Origin of the sequence: Demequina sp. NBRC 110057, from assembly GCF_002090175.1 — a bacterium.
GTDB lineage: Bacteria > Actinomycetota > Actinomycetes > Actinomycetales > Demequinaceae > Demequina.
In genome coordinates, this window is sequence record NZ_BBRN01000005.1 from 382113 (window position 1) to 399759 (window position 17647).

General features: G+C 69.4%; 17 protein-coding genes and 1 tRNA gene. 3 read left to right on the forward strand and 15 right to left on the reverse strand.

The annotated features are described in order from the left end of the window. Positions 1 to 86 precede the first annotated feature (86 nt). From B7K26_RS10225 to B7K26_RS10240, 4 genes are all read right to left on the reverse strand, one after another. Positions 87 to 159 (reverse strand) — tRNA-Thr (locus B7K26_RS10225). A gap of 129 nt (positions 160 to 288) precedes the next feature. Beyond that, positions 289 to 1158 carry a thioredoxin domain-containing protein gene (locus B7K26_RS10230; protein ID WP_084079079.1) on the reverse strand — a complete coding sequence of 290 codons (870 nt, stop codon included), beginning with the start codon at positions 1156 to 1158 and terminating at the stop codon, positions 289 to 291. Between the two features lie 43 nt (positions 1159 to 1201). Beyond that, positions 1202 to 1687 carry a DoxX family protein gene (locus B7K26_RS10235; protein ID WP_084079080.1) on the reverse strand — a complete coding sequence of 162 codons (486 nt, stop codon included), beginning with the start codon at positions 1685 to 1687 and terminating at the stop codon, positions 1202 to 1204. Positions 1688 to 1808: 121 nt separating this feature from the next. Then, entirely contained in the window at positions 1809 to 3431 is a 1623-nt protein-coding gene (locus B7K26_RS10240; protein ID WP_159449668.1) for a serine/threonine-protein kinase, read from the reverse strand. Positions 3432 to 3597: 166 nt separating this feature from the next. Here B7K26_RS10240 and B7K26_RS10245 point away from each other — a divergent pair, with 166 nt between their 5' ends. Together B7K26_RS10245 and B7K26_RS10250 are read left to right on the forward strand one after the other, a co-directional pair. Then, positions 3598 to 4749 (forward strand): ABC transporter ATP-binding protein, encoded by a 1152-nt coding sequence (locus B7K26_RS10245; RefSeq protein WP_084079214.1) that lies wholly within the window; start codon positions 3598 to 3600, stop codon positions 4747 to 4749. A gap of 243 nt (positions 4750 to 4992) precedes the next feature. Next, a complete protein-coding gene (locus tag B7K26_RS10250; RefSeq protein ID WP_084079082.1) occupies positions 4993 to 6297 on the forward strand; it encodes a DUF4032 domain-containing protein in 1305 nt (434 codons plus the stop codon). Positions 6298 to 6345: 48 nt separating this feature from the next. On the opposite strand, the gene rlmB is transcribed toward B7K26_RS10250, so the two are convergent. From rlmB to B7K26_RS10275, 5 genes are all read right to left on the reverse strand, one after another. Then, positions 6346 to 7299, reverse strand: a complete 954-nt coding sequence (gene rlmB, locus B7K26_RS10255; RefSeq protein ID WP_084079083.1) for a 23S rRNA (guanosine(2251)-2'-O)-methyltransferase RlmB — start codon at positions 7297 to 7299, stop codon at positions 6346 to 6348. Between the two features lie 161 nt (positions 7300 to 7460). Continuing rightward, positions 7461 to 8876, reverse strand: a complete 1416-nt coding sequence (cysS, locus tag B7K26_RS10260) for a cysteine--tRNA ligase (protein WP_084079084.1) — start codon at positions 8874 to 8876, stop codon at positions 7461 to 7463. Between the two features lie 10 nt (positions 8877 to 8886). Then, on the reverse strand, positions 8887 to 9375 hold the full coding sequence (gene ispF, locus B7K26_RS10265; RefSeq protein ID WP_084079085.1) for a 2-C-methyl-D-erythritol 2,4-cyclodiphosphate synthase: 489 nt from the start codon (positions 9373 to 9375) through the stop codon (positions 8887 to 8889). Further along, complete coding sequence (gene ispD, locus B7K26_RS10270; RefSeq protein WP_084079086.1) at positions 9372 to 10040, reverse strand: 2-C-methyl-D-erythritol 4-phosphate cytidylyltransferase; 669 nt, start codon at positions 10038 to 10040, stop codon at positions 9372 to 9374. The genes ispF and ispD overlap by 4 nt, the downstream gene beginning before the upstream one ends. After that, the gene (locus tag B7K26_RS10275; protein WP_084079087.1) at positions 10037 to 10519 is read right to left on the reverse strand and encodes a CarD family transcriptional regulator; all 483 of its coding nucleotides are present in this window, start codon (positions 10517 to 10519) and stop codon (positions 10037 to 10039) included. Before B7K26_RS10275 ends, ispD begins: the two co-directional genes overlap by 4 nt. A gap of 218 nt (positions 10520 to 10737) precedes the next feature. On the opposite strand from B7K26_RS10275, the gene B7K26_RS10280 reads away from it, so the two are divergent. Then, a complete protein-coding gene (locus tag B7K26_RS10280; protein ID WP_084079088.1) occupies positions 10738 to 11208 on the forward strand; it encodes a hypothetical protein in 471 nt (156 codons plus the stop codon). A 372-nt stretch (positions 11209 to 11580) separates the two neighbouring features. Here the strand turns inward: B7K26_RS10280 and pstB are convergent, their stop codons facing one another. The 6 genes from pstB to B7K26_RS10310 form a co-directional block, all read right to left on the reverse strand. After that, positions 11581 to 12360 (reverse strand): phosphate ABC transporter ATP-binding protein PstB, encoded by a 780-nt coding sequence (gene pstB, locus B7K26_RS10285; protein WP_084079089.1) that lies wholly within the window; start codon positions 12358 to 12360, stop codon positions 11581 to 11583. A 20-nt stretch (positions 12361 to 12380) separates the two neighbouring features. Beyond that, positions 12381 to 13346 (reverse strand): phosphate ABC transporter permease PstA, encoded by a 966-nt coding sequence (gene pstA / locus B7K26_RS10290; protein ID WP_084079090.1) that lies wholly within the window; start codon positions 13344 to 13346, stop codon positions 12381 to 12383. Next, the gene (pstC, locus tag B7K26_RS10295; protein WP_084079091.1) at positions 13346 to 14344 is read right to left on the reverse strand and encodes a phosphate ABC transporter permease subunit PstC; all 999 of its coding nucleotides are present in this window, start codon (positions 14342 to 14344) and stop codon (positions 13346 to 13348) included. The genes pstA and pstC overlap by 1 nt, the downstream gene beginning before the upstream one ends. 98 nt (positions 14345 to 14442) lie before the next feature. Continuing rightward, positions 14443 to 15594, reverse strand: a complete 1152-nt coding sequence (locus tag B7K26_RS10300) for a phosphate ABC transporter substrate-binding protein PstS (RefSeq protein WP_143340643.1) — start codon at positions 15592 to 15594, stop codon at positions 14443 to 14445. 239 nt (positions 15595 to 15833) lie between these two features. Continuing rightward, positions 15834 to 16529, reverse strand: coding sequence for a response regulator transcription factor (locus B7K26_RS10305; RefSeq protein ID WP_084079093.1), 696 nt, complete (start codon positions 16527 to 16529; stop codon positions 15834 to 15836). Further along, complete coding sequence (locus B7K26_RS10310) at positions 16526 to 17638, reverse strand: cell wall metabolism sensor histidine kinase WalK (protein WP_084079094.1); 1113 nt, start codon at positions 17636 to 17638, stop codon at positions 16526 to 16528. The genes B7K26_RS10305 and B7K26_RS10310 overlap by 4 nt, the downstream gene beginning before the upstream one ends. Positions 17639 to 17647 lie beyond the last annotated feature (9 nt).

Sequence of the window (17647 nt, forward strand, 5' to 3'; positions counted from 1 at the left end):
GCGATAGAGAGGGATCGCGGCGGGCCGATGCCGCCTACGCGAGAACGGGAAGCCTCACCGTGCGCACGGCACGGGAAGGCGAGCGGAGCTGACAGCGGGACTCGAACCCGCAACCCCCGTATTACAAGTACGGTGCGCTACCAATTGCGCCATGCCAGCAGCGGCGCGGAAACCACGCGCCGTCGCAACAGGATACCGAGGGCGAGCCACCGCATCGGCCGCCTGCCACCAACGCAAGGACCCCGCCGCCCTCCCAGGGGCGACGGGGTCCTCGTCGAATCGAGTGGCTTACTCGGAGGCGCCCGGCGACGGCGAGGTCGCGGACGTCACCTCGAGCTCGCCGGCGCCCACGGACTGGCCGTAGGCGAGCAGCGCGCCCTCCTCGAAGTAGGACACGTCGGTGGTCTGGTCGAGCACCTTGCCCTCGGAGAAACTGTCGCCGGCATCGGCCATACGCAGCATCGGAGTGCCGGAGATGCCGTCCTGGTTGGACTGGTCGGTCGCGGCGATGACCCACTTGGTGAAGGTACCGTCGACGAAGGTGTCGGCGACCTCCTGCGGAACACCGACGCTCACGGCGATGTCCGAGATCTGGGCGTCGGTGAGGCCCTCGGTGTTCTCCGCCGGCTGGTTCTCGTACATCGCGGCCTGGAAGGCGAGGAAGTACTCGGGGGCCTGGTCGGCGATGGTCGCGGCGGCGTTGGCCGAGCGGGTCGAGTACTCGGTGCCGGAGGAGTAGCGGTCGAGGATCGAGATCGGGTGGTAGTAGATCGCGACCTCTCCCGCCTCACGCAGCGTGTTGAGGTCCTCGGCGTTGATCTGCTCGAACTGGTTGCAGATGGGGCACATGAAGTCCTGGTAGATGTCCAGGCGGGCGGCGTCCTCGGGGACGTCGGCACCGGCCACTCCACCGGTGCCGACAGGGATACCGCCGGACGTGTCGGCGGCCGCGGGGGCCACGACGTCGTCGGAGTCGAGCGTCGGGATGTCGGCGGAGCGCACGATGAAGTAGACGATGCCGGCGAACAGCAGGACCACGGCGATCGCCGACACTCCGATGATCGCGGCCGTCCGGCGCTCCTGCGCCTTCATCTGCGCCTGCGCGGCCTTGCGGGCCTGCGCGGCGCGGTCGTTCTTCTGCGGCTTCTTGTTGGCCATGTCGGCGGATTTCCTCCGGGGAAGGGGTCGTTGAGCAGTGAGTCTAGAGAGCCTTGGGTGACATCCAGGAGTCCAGCGAGAACTTGGATGCGGGCCAGATGGCCAGGTACACGCCGAGCACAATGAAGCCGGCGCGCTCGAGCAGGTGAAGCGGATAGTTGGTGGTGCCCTCGGCCACGTCGCCGCCGCCGCCGAAGCAGCCGCAGTCGATGGACAGGCCCTGGCTCCACGCCCAGATCACGCCGATGGTGAAGCCGGCCATCATCACGAGCCACGCCACGGCGGCCCACCGGGTGAACAGGCCCACGATGAGGATGACCGCGAGCGCCAGCTCGAAGAACGGCAGCATGGTGCCCACGAACGGCACGATGGCCTCGGGAAGCAGCCGGTACGCGCGCACGGCGATGATCGACTGCGGGATGTCCAGCATCTTCGGGACCGCTGCCGCGATGAGGATGCCGGCCATGGCGAGGCGCACCACGGTGGACAGCCACGGCTGAAGGACGCTCCATCGTTGAGCGACGGTCATCGATCAGCCTCCTCAGGGCATGGTTTCAGCGGCTCCGGGGACGGAACTTGTCGGCTCAACGTACCGCAGCGGGGAGCGGTTCCCAGGACCTCTGGTCCCGTACGGAGGGCCGATGCGGGGGTCAGGCTGGAAGGTCGGGCAGCGGCCACCACAGGGGGTCGACAAGCAGCAGGATGACGAGCGTCATCACGGCGATCGCGGCGACGCCGACGATCACCCACACTGTCGACGGGCCGCGGCTGGGCGAGACGGCCGCTGTCACGCGGTGCGCGCCCTCGCGGGTGAGGGCCGCCCAGGGCCCCCACCACAGCGTCGCCTCCGCGGCGAGCGCGGCGAGCACCAGCACGACGGCGTGGCCCCAGCTCTGCCCCTCGACGGTGCCCGGCGCGACCGTCTCGGAGCTCACGAGCCACCAGCCGAGAGCGCCCACGCCGACGCCCACCACGGCTGCAAGCAGGATGGACGGCAGCGCCTCCCCGGCCGCGCGCAGGATGTGCCACGGCAGGCCGATCGTCTGCAGCGCGGCGTCGCCCCTGCGCTGTCCGCGACGGGCGCGCGCTGTCGCGAGGCCCAGGGCGCGGCGCTGCACTCCGCGCACGATCACGGCGCACACCACCATGAACAGGAACGCGATGAACGGCGCGAAGGCGGCGGCCGATCCCGTGGCCACCGCGAGCGTGGCGATCACGAGCTTGCGGCGCGGGGCCGGGGGGAGGACCACCTCGACCTCGTCCGAGGTCAGGACGTCGTCGAAGGCGGCGTCGTCGTCCTGCCCATCGCCGTGATGGCCGGCCTCGTCGAGGTCGTCCCCGGTCCACGACAGCTGCTCCGTGGGGTCGGCCTCGCTGCCCGTGATGAAGGTGTCGACGGCATCGTCTCCCCGGGTGGCGCCCATCACGGCTGTCGGGGCCATGCCCGCCACCATGGTGGGCTCGAGGTCTCCGCTGCGGGGCAGCACCGTGGTGGCGCCCCTGAGGGCTGCGACGACGTCCCTCGGGCCCGGGCGGGCGCCGATGTCGCGGCCCAGCGCCGCCGTCAGCGCCTCGGAGCCCGGAAAGGCTGGCAGCTCGACCTTCGCCTCGAGGGTCTTGGAGATGGCGCCGGTGCCCGAGCCGAACGGCGCCCGTCCCAGCGCGGCGTACGCGATGGTCGCGGCCCACGACCACTGGTCCGCGACGGCGCCAGGCTCCTCGCCGTCGATCACTTCGGGGGCCACGTAGCCGGCGGTGCCGGACACCAGGCCGTCGCGGGTGAGGCGGTCGTCAGTCGCCCGGTGGGAGAGGCCAAAGTCGATGAGCACGGGACCGTCGGGCCCCATCATGATGTTGGACGGCGTCACGTCGCGGTGGATCACGCCGGAGGCGTGCACCGCCTCCAGGGCCGACGCCGTACGGTCGGCGACGTCCGCGAGCGCGTCGCCGCGCATCGGCCCCTCATCCTGAACGTGATCCCACAGGCTCTTGCCGGGGATGTACTCGAACACCACGAAGGTCTCGTCGCCGTCGAGCTCCGCGTCAAGGATCGACGGCAGCGCGGGATGCTTGAGCGACTGCAGCGCGTGCACCTCACGCTCGAGGCGCAGCGCCGCCACCTCGTCGGCGCGGGCATCGACAAGCTTCAGCGCGGCCTCCGCGCCCCCACCGTCCACGACCTTGTACACCGCGCCGGAGCCGCCCCTGCCGAGCTGGTCGACGATGCGGTATCCCCCGATCTCGTCGCCGGGCTCGCGCGCTGCTGCTGCCATGCGAACAACGCTACATGCAGGGCAGTTGGACATGGCGAAGCGGTATGCGAAGATATGCGCAACCGTCGCAATGGTTGCGGCGGCCAGTGTCACTGTGGACACCACACACGGCACTCTTCACCACGGATCGTCTGGCACGTACCTGCCAGTGAAGGGAAGCATCACCATGGCCACCGTTACCTTTGACAAGGCGTCGAGGATTTACCCCGGCACCGAGCGTCCTGCCGTCGACTCGCTCGAGCTCGACATCGCTGACGGCGAGTTCCTCGTCCTCGTCGGCCCCTCCGGTTGTGGAAAGTCCACGTCGCTGCGCATGCTCGCCGGCCTCGAGGACGTTGACAAGGGCTCCATCTGGGTTGGAGACCGCGACGTCACCCACGTCCAGCCCAAGGACCGCGACATCGCGATGGTGTTCCAGTCCTACGCGCTGTACCCGCACATGACCGTTGCCGACAACATGGGCTTCGCGCTCAAGATCGCCAAGGTCGACAAGGCGGAGATCCGCCAGCGTGTCGAGGCCGCCGCCAAGATCCTGGACCTCACCGAGTACCTGGACCGCAAGCCCAAGGCCCTCTCGGGTGGTCAGCGTCAGCGTGTCGCCATGGGCCGCGCCATCGTCCGCCAGCCGCAGGTGTTCCTCATGGACGAGCCGCTGTCGAACCTCGACGCCAAGCTCCGTGTCCAGACCCGTACCCAGATCGCCGCGCTCCAGCGTCGCCTGGGCACCACCACCGTCTACGTGACGCACGACCAGGTCGAGGCCCTCACCATGGGTGACCGCATCGCGGTCCTCAAGGACGGCCTCCTCCAGCAGGTCGGTACGCCCCGCGAGATGTACGACGCCCCCGCCAACGTGTTCGTCGCCGGCTTCATCGGCTCGCCCGCCATGAACATCTCGACGTTCAACATCGAGGGTGGCTTCGCCAACATCGGCGGCAACAAGATTGCCCTCGAGCGCGACGTCATCGGCCGCATGTCGGACGCCGACAACGGCCAGCTCATCCTGGGCTTCCGCCCCGAGTCGCTCGACCGCGTCGCCCCCAACACCGAGGGCGCGTTCCCGGTCGAGGTCGTCGTCGTGGAGGAGCTCGGCTCCGACGCGTTCGTCTACGGCCAGCTCCCCCAGGTCCTCGCGGCCGAGGGTGCCGCCGTCTCGAACGACGGCCAGGTCATCGTCCGCGTTGACCCCCGCGACGTCCCCAAGAAGGGCGAGAACGTGTGGGTCAAGATCCGCCAGGGCGAGCAGCACGTCTTCTCGTCGGCCACCTCGGACCGTCTGTCCGACGCGGTGACCACCGACAAGTCGGCGACCGTCTAAGTCGCACCGCTTTTCACGCCGAAGGGGCGGTCAGGGGGAAACCCTGGCCGCCCCTTCGGCGTTTGCCCGTCCACTCCCACCCACCCTCATGGCGCAATTGGCCGCATGTGCGGCGCGTCAGGCCGGTTGGTGCCGCAAAGTGGGCCACCAGGAGCGGACGCGGGGCCGATGCGGCGGCCGGGCCACGTACGGATCCCGCCACGGCATCGGCCAGGCGACATGGCCGAGCCCTAGAGTGGTGGCATGCCCTTGAAGATCACCGGCGCCGTCGACCCCGAACTTCTTGACCTGCCGTGGTCGGTCCCGCTCGAGACGTGGCCCAAGGACACCCTCGCGGCCCTGCCGCGCGGCATCTCCCGGCACGTGGTGCGGTTCGTGCGTTTCCGCGGGCGCGTGCTCGCCGTGAAGGAGACGGTCGCGCCCATCGCGCAGCGCGAGTTCGACATGCTCAAGGAGTTGGGCCGCATGGGCGCCCCGTGCGTGGTGCCGTTCGCCGTGGTCGACGGCCGCGTGGACAAGAAGGGCGAGGAGCTCCCCGCCGCGCTGGTCACCGAGCACCTGCAGTTTTCGCTTCCCTACCGCGCGCTGTTCAGCCAGGCGCTGCGCGACGACACCCTCGGCAGGCTCATCGACGCGCTCGCCGTGCTCCTCGTGCGCCTGCACCTGCTGGGCTTCTACTGGGGTGATGTGTCGCTGTCGAACGCGCTGTTCCGCCGCGACGCCGAGGCGTTCTCCGCCTACCTCGTGGACGCCGAGACCGGCGACCTGCACCACGGCCTCACCCCCGGCCAGCGCCACTACGACATCGACCTGGCGCGCACCAACATCATCGGCGAGATGTTCGACCTGCAGGCCGCCGCCGAGCTCGACGAGACCGTGGACCCCCTCGCCGTGGGCGACCGCATCGAGGAGCGCTACAAGGAGCTGTGGGAGACCCTCACCGCCAAGCAGACGTACCGCGAGAACGTGCGCATGCACGTCGCCGAGCGCGTCCAGGCCCTCAACGAGTTGGGCTTCGACGTCGCCGAGCTGGACATGACCCAGACCTCCGACGGCTCCGAGCTCACCATCCGGCCCAAGGTGGTCGACGCCGGCCACCACTCACGCCGCCTGCTGCGCCTCACCGGCCTCGACGTCCAGGAGAACCAGGCGCGACGCCTGCTCAACGACATGGACGAGTACCGGGCGCTCATGGGCAACGAGGAGGACGAGGTGCTCGCCGCGCACGAGTGGCTCGCCGACGTCTTCGAGCCCACCGTGCGTGCCGTGCCGCGCGAGTTCCGGCGCAAGCTCGAGCCCGCCCAGGTGTTCCACGAGATCCTCGACCACCGTTGGTTCCTCGCGGAGAAGGACCCCGCCGTGACGATGCCAGCCGCGGTCGCGTCGTACGTCAAGAACGTGCTGCCGGCCCGCCCCGACGAGCAGTCGGTGCTGGGCCAGGAGATCTCGGTGGGCGACGACGAGTCGGGCACGCCGCGGGAGGCACCCACGGTCACGACCATGATCCACGCGTGGCAGAGCCTGCCCAGGACGGGTCAGCTGGACTGACACGCGAGGTGGGCCGATGCCGGAGGCAGCCCCGGCATCGGCCGTCTGTCAGGCCTTCTGTGCCCTGCCGGCCTCGTACAGGGCGATCGAGGCAGCGACCGAGGCGTTGAGGCTCTCGACCTCGCCGATCGGGATCGACACGATCTGGTCGCACGTCTCGCGCACCAGGCGCGAAATGCCCTCGCCCTCCGAGCCCACCACGATGACGAGCGGCTCGTTGAGCAGGGCGGACTCGTGAAGGTCCACCTCTCCCCCGGCATCGAGGCCGATGACGAAGCGTCCGGCCTTCTTGTAGGTCTCGAGGGTGCGGGTGAGGTTGGTGGCGCGGGCCACGGGGATGCGGGCGGCAGCGCCGGCGGACACCTTCCACGCGGCCACCGTCACGCCCGCCGCGCGGCGCTCGGGCACCACGATCCCCGCGGCGCCGAACGCCGCGGCGGACCGCATGATCGCGCCAAGGTTGCGCGGGTCCTGGATGCCGTCGAGCACCGCGATGGGGGCGCCGGACTCGAGCAGGTCCTCGGCATCGGCGTACTCGTATGCGGGAACCTCGAGCGCGACGCCCTGGTGCGGAGAGCCGCCGGCCATCGCGTCGAGCGTCGCCTTCGTCACCTCGCGGACGTGGACGCCGTGCTCCACGGCGAGCGACACGATCTCGGTGATGCGGTCGTCGGCGTCGATGCGGTTGAAGATGCTCAGCCCCGTCGAGGGCACGCCCATGCGCAGCGCCTCGAGGACGCTGTTGCGGCCGATCGCGAGCTCCGCCGACGTCGACGTGCGGTCGCGCGGGGTCACGCGGCCCTTGCCCTGGGGCTTCTTCGCGGCGTCGGCCTCGGCACGCTTCTTTGCCTTGTAAGCCTTGTGATAGGGCCGGTCCTCGGCCCTCGGGGTGGGCCCCTTGCCCTCGAGCGCCTTGCGCCCGTGGCCACCGGTGCCGACCTGGGCACCCTTCTTCGAGCCAGCGTTGCGAGTCGCGCCGCGGCGCTTCGAGTTACCTGCCATGGGGACAAGGGTAGTCGGCGCGGGCCGGGACCCTCGATTCGTGGTCCACTCCCCCGACAGTTTGAACCAGTATCGGCCTCGACACGCCGGTGCACACGGCCGATGCCGGGGTCGCCTCGGGGTGTCGCGGCCCGGAGTGGTTCAAAGTGAGGGAGCGCGGGCTAACCCTGCAGCGACCACCTGGCGCCGTCGGCGGCGTCCTCGATCACGATGCCGGCCTCGGCAAGGCGGTCGCGGATCGCATCGGCGGTACCCCAGTCCTTGGCGGCGCGAGCATCGGCCCGCGCCTGGATGTCCGCCTGGACCAGCGAGTCGAGCGCGCCCATGGCGGCGCCGTCGCCGGACTCGGAGGAGGCCCAGGTCTCGCCCGCCGGGTCGAGGCCCAGCGCGTCGAGCATGGCGCGCACCGACAGCAGCGCCTCGGCGACAGCCGCCTCGTCGCCCCCCGTCAGCGCGGCGTTGCCCGAGCGCACCGTCTCATGCACGTGCGCGAGCGCGCGCGGCACCGACAGGTCGTCGTCCATCGCCTCGACGAACGCCTCGGGAAGGTCCGCTGCACGCACCTGGGCGAGGGTCAACTCCCCCACCCGGTCGGAGGCGCGCTGCACGAAGCCGGCCAGGCGGTTCCACGTCGCGGTGGCGTCCTCCATGGTCTGGTCCGAGTACTCGAGCATCGACCGGTAGTGGACTCCAGCAAGCGCGAGGCGCAGCGCGGCCGCGGGATAGCGGGACAGCACCTCGGACACCAGCAGGCCGTTACCCAGGGACTTCGACATCTTGGCGCCCGACTGGGTCACCCACGCGGAGTGCATCCACAGGCCAGCGAACGCGTAACCGGCACCGCGGGACTGGGCCTGCTCGTTCTCGTGGTGCGGGAAGCGCAGGTCGAGGCCGCCGCCGTGAATGTCGAAGGCGTCGCCCAAGAAGCGGCGCGCCATCGCCGAGCACTCGATGTGCCAGCCGGGCCGGCCGGGTCCCCAGGGGGAGTCCCACGAGGCGGTCTCTGGCTCGGAGGGCTTGCGGGCCTTCCACAGCGCGAAGTCGCGCGGGTCGTGCTTGTCGTCGGCGGGGGCATCGGGCGCCGGCGTGAGGTCGTCGAGCGCCTGGCGCGTGAGCGACCCGTAGTCGGCGAACGAACGCACGTCGAAGTACACCGAGCCGGACAGCTCGTAGGCGTGGCCACGCTCGATGAGGCGGGCGACCAGCGCGATGATCTCCGGGATGTGTCCCGTGGCGCGCGGCTCCGCGGCCGGAGGCTTGACCCCGACCGCGTCATACGCGGCCTGGAACTCCCGCTCGTAGGTCAGCGCCCACTGCCACCAGGGAACCCCAGCCTCGGCGGCCTTGGACAGCGTCTTGTCGTCGATGTCGGTGACGTTGCGCACCATGGTGACCTCGTGGCCCGTGCGCTCGAGCCAGCGCTGCAGCACGTCGAACGCGACGGCGCTGCGCAGGTGACCCACGTGCGGCGAGCTCTGCACGGTGGGTCCACACAGGTAGATGCCCACCTTCCCGGGCTCGAGCGGCTGGAAGGCACGCTCGGTACGGGTCGCGGTGTCGAACAGCGTCAGAGTCACGCGAGCCAGGCTACCGGTCGGACTGGGGGAAGACGAGTGCCGTCGCGATCGCGGCGATCCCCTCGCCGCGGCCCGTGAGTCCCAGGCCGTCGGTGGTGGTCGCCGACAGGCTGACGGCGGCTCCCAGGGCCGATGCCATGACGCCCTCGGCCTCCGTGCGCCGCGGCAACACCTTGGGACGGTTGCCCAGCACCTGCACCGCGACGTTGCCGATCTCGTATCCGGCCGCGCGCACGCGTCGCGCCGTCTCCTCGAGCAGCGCGACGCCGCTGGCGCCCGCCCACTCGGGACGGTCGGTGCCGTAGTTCGACCCCAGGTCGCCGAGTCCGGCGGCGCTCAGGAGGGCATCGCACGCGGCGTGCGACGCGCAGTCGCCGTCCGAGTGGCCGGTCAGCGGCGTCTCGCCGGGCCACGTGAGGCCCGCAAGCGCGAGGTCGCCGTCTCCCGGCTCGCCAAACGCGTGGACGTCGACTCCCTGGCCGATGCGGGGGATGGTCATGCGCTCTCCTTGAGGGTCGCGGCGACGGCCGATGCGAGGGCCAGGTCGAGCGGTCGGGTCACCTTGAACCCGCGCTCGTCTCCCGGCAGCTCGAGCACGCGGAAGCCGGCGGCGCGGGCGAGTTGGGCGTCGTCGGTGGCGGAGGCCTGGGCCCCCATGGCGTGGGCGGCGCGGGCGGCGGCCACGGTGAAGACCTGGGGGGTCTGGACGGCGCGCAACCCGTCCCGATCGACGGTGGCGCCCAGCACCCCCTCAGTTGCTGCAGCGACGAGGGTGTCGACGACGGGAACGACGGGCACGGCGCCGTCGGCGCCCGCCTCGATGGCGTCCACCAGGGTGCGCATCACGGCGACGGGCTGGAAGGCGCGCGCGGCATCGTGAATGAGGACGATGCTGGCCTCGGCGGGAAGCGCCGTGAGCCCCAGCGCCACGGACTGCTGGCGCTCGGCGCCGCCCTCGACGACGATCGCGCGCGGCACCGCCGCGCGAAAGTCGTCAAGGTGAGACGAGGGGGCCGTGACGACCACGGCATCGGCCACACCCAAGACGGCGTCCACCGCCCAGGCGACCAGGGGTCGCCCGTGAACGCGGACGAGAGCCTTGGGGAGGCTGGCGCCGAGTCGAGAACCGGAACCGGCGGCCGTGACGACCGCCGCGACGGTCACGAGGCGAGGACCTCGTCCAGGCGGGTCTCGGCGGCTTCCTCGGTGCACTTCTCGGCCAGCGCGAGCTCGCTCACGAGGATCTGGCGCGCCTTGTGCAGCATGCGCTTCTCGCCGGCGGACAGACCCTTGTCGGTGTCGCGGCGGGACAGGTCACGGACCACCTCGGCCACGCGGATCACATCGCCGGAGGCGAGCTTCTCGACGTTGGCCTTGTAGCGACGCGACCAGTTGGTGGGCTCCTCGATGTAGGGCTCACGCAGCACATCGAAGACCTTCTCGAGGCCTTCCTTGTCGACGACATCCCTCACGCCGACGAGGTCGACGTTCTCCGCGGGAACCTCGATGGTGAGGTCTCCCTGCGCGACCTTGAGCTTGAGGTACGTCTTCTCCTCGCCCCGGATAACGCGCTTCTTGATGTCCTGGATCTGCGCCGCACCGTGGTGCGGGTAGACGACGGTCTCGCCGACGGCAAAGTTCATGGTGCTGTGTGCCCCTTCGTAGAGATCCATAGTCTAACATTCCGCCCCTATGAATAACAGGGGCGTTATTTCGCTGGTAGGTGACAGGTGCCGCTCGCGCGCGCGAGAACGCGCGGATGCATGCGCGTCAGGTGCGCGCGCGTAACGTCCGCGGTGCGCGGCCGCCGCGCGGGCCACTATCCTGGTCGGAGTCGTTGTCCCCCCGGAAGGAACCCGCAGTGAAGCTCACCGTCCCCGCCCGCCTCGCCGCCGCGTCGCTGGCCGCCGTCGCGCTTGCCGGATGCTCCTACGTGAACCCGATCACGACCCACAAGAACTACTCCGCGTCCGATGGCACGCAGCTGGTCGTGGGCGATGTCTCCGCGCTGAACCTCATCCTCATCACCGAGGACTCCGGATCGCCCGCGACGCTCATCGGCACGCTCGTCAACGACACCGACGAGGACATCGCTCTCGACATCTCGATCGACGGCGAGACCACCACCTCGGTGACCCTCGAGGCCGACTCGACGGTGAAGCTGGGCCCCGAGGGCGACGACACCGAGGTCTCCGGCACCGCGACCGCGGCCCCCGGGCACATCGTGGATGTCGCGTTCGTCGCCAACACCACCGACGTCGAGTCGGTCGAGGTCCCGGTCCTCGACGGCACGCTTCCCGAGTACGCGGAGACGCTCGCCGCGATCGGCTGACGCGCCACGCGCCGCTGAACCACCGCATCGGCCCCGCCTCCCACCAGGGACGCGGGGCCGATGCGCGTTCGGGTGTCGTGGTCGCGTACCTCTCAACACACACCTGGGGCTCATGTGACGGGTGCGACTCGTGCGCTTCCCCGTGCGCCCCAGCGCTCACTCCTGTCACTCCCGTGTGTTGAGCGGCACGCACCGAACCCCGGCATTACGCACCAGTGCCGCGCCCGACACGTCGGGCGACGGGACCATCGGCCGCCCGGGAACGGCGTGTCGCGGGCCAGGTTGGTTCACAGTGCGGGGGGTAGAGAGCCCCGGAACGACACAGGGCGCCGATGCCGCAGCACCGACGCCCCGTGACGGGTCAGCCGTGAATCAACCGAAGCGGCCCGAGATGTAGTCCTCGGTGGCCTTCTCCGACGGCGTGGAGAACATGGTGGGCGTGTCGTTCATCTCGATGAGCTTGCCCGGCTTGCCGGTACCCGCGATGTTGAAGAACGCGGTGCGGTCGGACACGCGCGCGGCCTGCTGCATGTTGTGGGTCACGATGACGATCGTGTACTGGTCCTTCAGCTCCGCCATCAGGTCCTCGATCGCGAGGGTCGAGATGGGGTCGAGGGCCGAGCAGGGCTCGTCCATCAGCAGGACGTCCGGCTTGATCGCGATGGCGCGGGCGATGCACAGACGCTGCTGCTGTCCACCCGAGAGCGACGAGCCGGGACGGTCAAGGCGGTCCTTGACCTCGTTCCACAGGTTGGCGCCGCGCAGAGACTCCTCGACGAGGTCCTCGGCCTGCGACTTCGACACGCGCTTGTTGTTGAGGCGGTAGCCGGCCAGCACGTTCTCCGCGATCGACATCGTAGGGAACGGGTTGGGTCGCTGGAACACCATTCCCACGTGGCGGCGCACGGTCACGGGGTCGACGTTGTCGCCGTAGAGGTTGACGCCGTCGATGAGCACCTCGCCCTCGACGCGCGCGCCGGGGATGACCTCGTGCATGCGGTTGAGGGTGCGCAGGAACGTGGACTTGCCGCAGCCCGACGGGCCGATGAAGGCCGTGATCGACTTGGGCTCGATCGACAGGGACACGTCCTCCACCGCGAGGAAGTCGCTGTAGTAGACGTTGAGGTTGTTGATGTCGATGCGCTTAGACACTGCTGGCTCCGGTTCTGGCTCTAGCGGCCGGACTTGGGGGAGAAGTACTTGGCGATGAGTCGGGCGATGAGGTTCAGCGCCATGACGATGAGGATCAGGACGAGCGCGGCGGCCCAGGCGCGATACTCGGGGATCTGCGCGATGCAGGCCGCGTCATCGGCCGAGCACGGGATGGTGCCCGACTCGTACTCGGAGATGATGTAGACCGGCAGGCTCATCATGCGGCCGTCGAAGAGGTTCCAGTTGAGCGAATCGGCCACGCCGACAGCGACCAGCAGCGGCGCGGTCTCGCCGACCACACGCGCGATGGAGAGCGTGATACCCGTCGTGATGCCGGCGATCGAGGTGCGCAGCACCACCTTGAGGACCGTCAGCCACTTGGGAACACCCAGGGCGTAGGCGGCCTCGCGCAGCTCGTTGGGGACGAGGCGCAGCATCTCCTCGCTTGAGCGGACCACGACCGGGATCATGAGCACGCTCAGCGCGATCGCGCCGACGATGCCGAGCTTGGTTCCCGGCCCCACCAGCACCGCGAACAGCGCGTAGGCGAACAGACCGGCGACGATGGACGGGATGCCCGTCATGACGTCCACGAAGAACGTGATCGCCTTCTGCAGCCAGCCCTTGCCGTACTCGACAAGGTAGATGGCGGTGAGCAGGCCCACGGGGACCGAGATGACGGTCGCCGCGAGCGTCATCATCAGGGTGCCGACGATCGCGTGGCTGATGCCTCCATAGGGGGCGTCGCCACCGAAGATGCCGCGCATCGTCTGATTGAGGAACTCGAGGTTGAAGCCGCCGTCGAGGCCCTCGGCGTCCGAGATCATGAACCTGTCGAGGCCCTTGATAACGACGGTGACGCACAGCCACACCAGCGGGATGACGGCGAGGATGAACGCGCCGTAGATCAGGGCCGTCATGGCCATGTTCTTGTTGCGGCGCGACGCGGAGATCTCTCCGAAAGCGGAGGGTGCCTGGATAGCCATCAGTTCGCTCCCGAGAAGTCCTTGCGGCGCGACACAATCCAGCGCGCGAGCATGTTGACGAGCAGCGTGATCACGAACAGCGCGAGGCCCATCGCGATCAGCGAGTTCACACCCATCGAGTTCGCCTCGGGGAACTGCAACGCGATGTACGCGGCGATGGTGTTGTGCTGGTTGGGCTGCAGGATGGACGCGGAGAACGTGAGTCCTGGGCTGATGATCATCAGCACTGCCATGGTCTCGCCGAGCGCGCGGCCAAGACCCAGCATCGTGGCGCCGATCATGCCGGAACGGCCGAACGGGAAGACGGCCATCTTGATCATCTCCCAACGGGTCGCGCCCATCGCGAGCGCCGCCTCCTCGTGGAGCGTGGGGGTCTGCAGGAACACCTCGCGGGAGACCGCGGTGATGATCGGCAGGATCATGATGGCGAGGACGATGCCGGCGCTCATGGCGACGCGACCCGTGAAGATGTCGCCGGACTCCGGCGGCGCGAAGATAGGGATGAAGCCCAGGTAGTCCGCGAGGAACTGATAGAACGGCGTGAGGAACGGCACCAGCACGGCGACGCCCCACAGGCCGTAGACCACGGACGGCACTGCCGCCAGCAGGTCGATGAGGTAGCCCAGGCCCTGCGCCAGGCGGCGGGGCGCGTAGTGCGAGATGAACAGCGCGATGCCGATCGACACCGGGGTCGCGATCAGCAGCGCGATGATCGAGATCACCAGCGTGCCGAAGATCAGGTAGCCGATGATCTCCATCAGCGACTGGCCCTGGTCGGGCTTGATGAACGACACCGTCTCACCGAGCTCCTCGGAGCTCATGGTGAACGCGGGCCAGGCCTCGACGAGGAGGAAGGTCGCGACCGCGGCGAGCGTGATGAGGATCAGCACGCCGGCGCCGGTGGACAGCCACCGGAACACGCGGTTGGCGGAGGCACCGGGGTGGGTGCCGTAGTCGCTCGGTGCCTGGGCTTCAGGCGTCGAGGTGCTCGAAGTCACGCGCGGGTCTCCCTCAAGGTGAACGTCGTGGGTGATGGCAACAAGTGGTGGGCCCACCCTAGCCGGGCGGGCCCACCACCGTTAGCGGGCCTGATGGATCAGGCGCCCGCGGCGATTCCGTCGAGGATCGAGTCGATCTGCGACTGGAGCTCGTCGGTCAGCGGGGCCGAGCCGGCGGCCGAGGCGGCAGTGTCCTGGCCCTCGTCCGAGGCGACGTACTTCTCGAAGCCGACGACCAGGTCGCGGGTCGCCTCGTCCTCGTAGGAGGAGCAGACGATGTGGTACGACACCAGGGTCAGCGGGTAGGCCGAGGAGTCGGTCGTGGTGCGGTCGATCGCGTAAGCGAGGTCGTTCTCACCGTTGGCCTCCTCCGACAGGGGCGACGCGGCGACGATGTTCGCGGCGGCCTCCGGCGAGAAGGGCACGTACTCCTCGCCCACCTTGATGGCGACGGTGCCGAGCGAGCCGGCACGCGACGCGTCGGCGTAGCCGATGGCGTTGGGGGTGTTGGTGACGTTGTCGACCACGGCCGAGGTGCCGTCGGCACCCACGCGCTGGGCGGAGGTCTCGGGGAACTCCTTCGAGGCCTCGTAGCCCCACGCGCCGTTGCCGGCCTGCTCGAGGTAGTCGGTGAAGTTCTCCGAGGTACCGGACGAGTCCGAGCGGTGGACCACGGTGATGGTCTCCGAGGGGAGCTCGGCGTCGGGGTTCTGGTCGGCGATGGCCGGGTCGTCCCACGAGGTGATGACGCCATCGAAGATCTTCGCGATGGTCTCGGCGTCCAAGTTGAGCGACGTCAGGCCCTCGATGTTGAAGATGACCGCGACGGGCGAGATGTACATGGGGAGGTGGTACGCGCCACCGTCACCGCAGACCTCCTGCGCCTGCGTGTACTCCTCGCCCTCGAGCAGGCCGTCGGAGCCGGCGAAGGGCACGGCGCCCGAGAGGAACTGCTCGATGCCGCCGCCGGAGCCGACCGGGTCGTAGCCCACGGTCACGTCGGGGTTGGCCTCCTGGAAGCCTGCACGCCAGGCGTCCATCGCGGACTCCTGCGACGAGGCGCCGGCGCCCTGCAGGTTGCCCGACAGCGCGGCGGTCTCGGTGCCGGCGTCGGTCGAAGTCGAGGTCGAGGAGTCAGCGGCGGGCGACTCGGACTCGGAGCTGGTCTCGTTCGAGGGCGAGCAGGCGGCCAGCGCGAACGTCAGCGCGGCGGCCGAGATGACGGCACCGCTGCGGTATGCGATCTTCACAGTCTTGTTCCTCACATGGATGGAAATCTGCAATGTGCTCCGGCCCCTTGCCGGACGAGTCCAACGTAGGGACGCCAGGTAACGCCTCGAAGGGCCGAAACTGAACTCCGGGTGAACGTTGGGTTAACCCGCCCGCCCCGGCAGGGCATCGTGACCGTTTCGTGATGTAGAGACGGCCGATGCCGGGGCGCCGCCGCGTACGCAGCTTCACCCCGGCATCGGCCGGCAGAAAGGGCGGGTCAGGCCTCGAAGGTGTAGCCCACCCCGCGGACGGTCTGGATGAGCACGGGCTGCGAGGGGTCCTCCTCGATGCGGCCGCGCAGACGCTTGATGTGGACGTCGAGCGTCTTGGTGTCGCCGAAGTAGTCGGCGCCCCACACGCGGTCGATGATGACCTGGCGGGGCAGCACCCGGCCCGCGTTTTGCGCGAGCAGGTGAAGCAGGGAGAACTCCTTGGGCGGCAGCGACTGGGCATCCTCGCCGCGGGTCACCGTGAGGCGCTCGGGATCGAGGGTGAGCCCCGCGACGGTGAGGCGCTCGGGCTCGTCGGGGAAGTCGGCCGAGGCGGCGGTCTGCCGGCGCAGCACCGCACGAATGCGTGCCACCAGCTCGCGGGCCGAGTACGGCTTGGTGACGTAGTCATCCGCGCCGAGCTCGAGGCCGATGATCTTGTCGACCTGGTCGTCCTTGGCCGTCACCATGATGATCGGCACGTTCGACTTCTCGCGGATCTCGCGGAACACCTCGGTCCCCGACATGCGCGGCAGCATCAGGTCGAGCAGCACCACGTCGGCGCCGTCGCGGGTGAAGGCCTCGACGCCCTGGACGCCGTCCGCGGCCAGGATCACCTCGAAGCCTTCGCGTCGCAGCAGGTACTTCAGGGAATCGCGGTAGGACTCCTCGTCTTCGACGACGAGGATGCGGGCCTCGCTCATGGCTCCTCCGTGTATTCGGTGAGGCGGATAGTAAAGGTCGAGCCGACCCCCGGCTTCGACCACAGTTCGACGGTGCCCGAGTGCTGCAGCACCACGTGCTTGACGATGGACAGCCCCAGGCCGGTGCCCCCGGTGGAGCGCGATCGCGCGGCGTCCACGCGGTAGAACCGCTCGAAGATCCGCTCCTGGTCCTCGGGCGCGATGCCCAGGCCTGCGTCGATCACCTTGAGGACGGCGGCGCCCTCGCTGGAGTCGAGCGACACAGTCACCTGGGAGGCGTCGTCCGAGTAGCTGATGGCGTTGTCGACGAGGTTGCGCACTGCCATCACGAGCAGGTCGTGGTCGCCCATGACCCACGGGCGCTGGCGCAGCTCGGCGACGAGGGAGACCTGCTTGGCCTCCGCGTGCATGTCCGCGCCCTCGCACACCTCCTCGACCACGCCGGCGAAGTCGATGAGGTGGTGGTCCACCACCGACTCGCCGCCCTGCAGCCGCGAGATCTCGATGATCTCCTGGATGAGCTTGGTGAGCCGGCGCGACTCCTTGCGGATCTTCTTGGCGAACTGGCGCACCATCACCGAGTCGTCGGGGCTGTCCTCGATGGTCTCGGCCAGCAGCGACAGCGCTCCCACCGGCGTCTTCAACTCGTGGGAGACGTTGACCGCGAACTCACGGCGGGTGAGCTCGGCGGCGTGACGCTCGGTGTCGTCGTTGGCGACCGCGAGCGCCAGGTCATCCGACAGCGGGGTGACGCGCACGTGAACGACGGAGTCCACACCCAGCACTCCCCTGCTGACGGTGATGTCGTCCTCACGCTCGGCATCGGCGGCCCAGGCGGCCTCCGCGAGGTCGGCGACGCCCGGGTGCAGCGCGCCGTCGGGGCGGGTCACTCCCAGGGCCGATGCGGGGGTGTTCGAGAAGGCGGCTCGCCGGTCGCGGCGCACCAGGATGGCACCCGAGTGCAGGGCCGCGAGGACCTCACGAGTGCGGTGGGGAACCAATGTGTTGGCCTGGGTCGCCTTGCGGTCCTCGCGCCACTGGTACAGCGCGTACGCCCCGGCGCCGAGGAGTGCGCCGACCGCGAGGGCCAGCCATGTCTCCAAGGTCATGGGGTCACA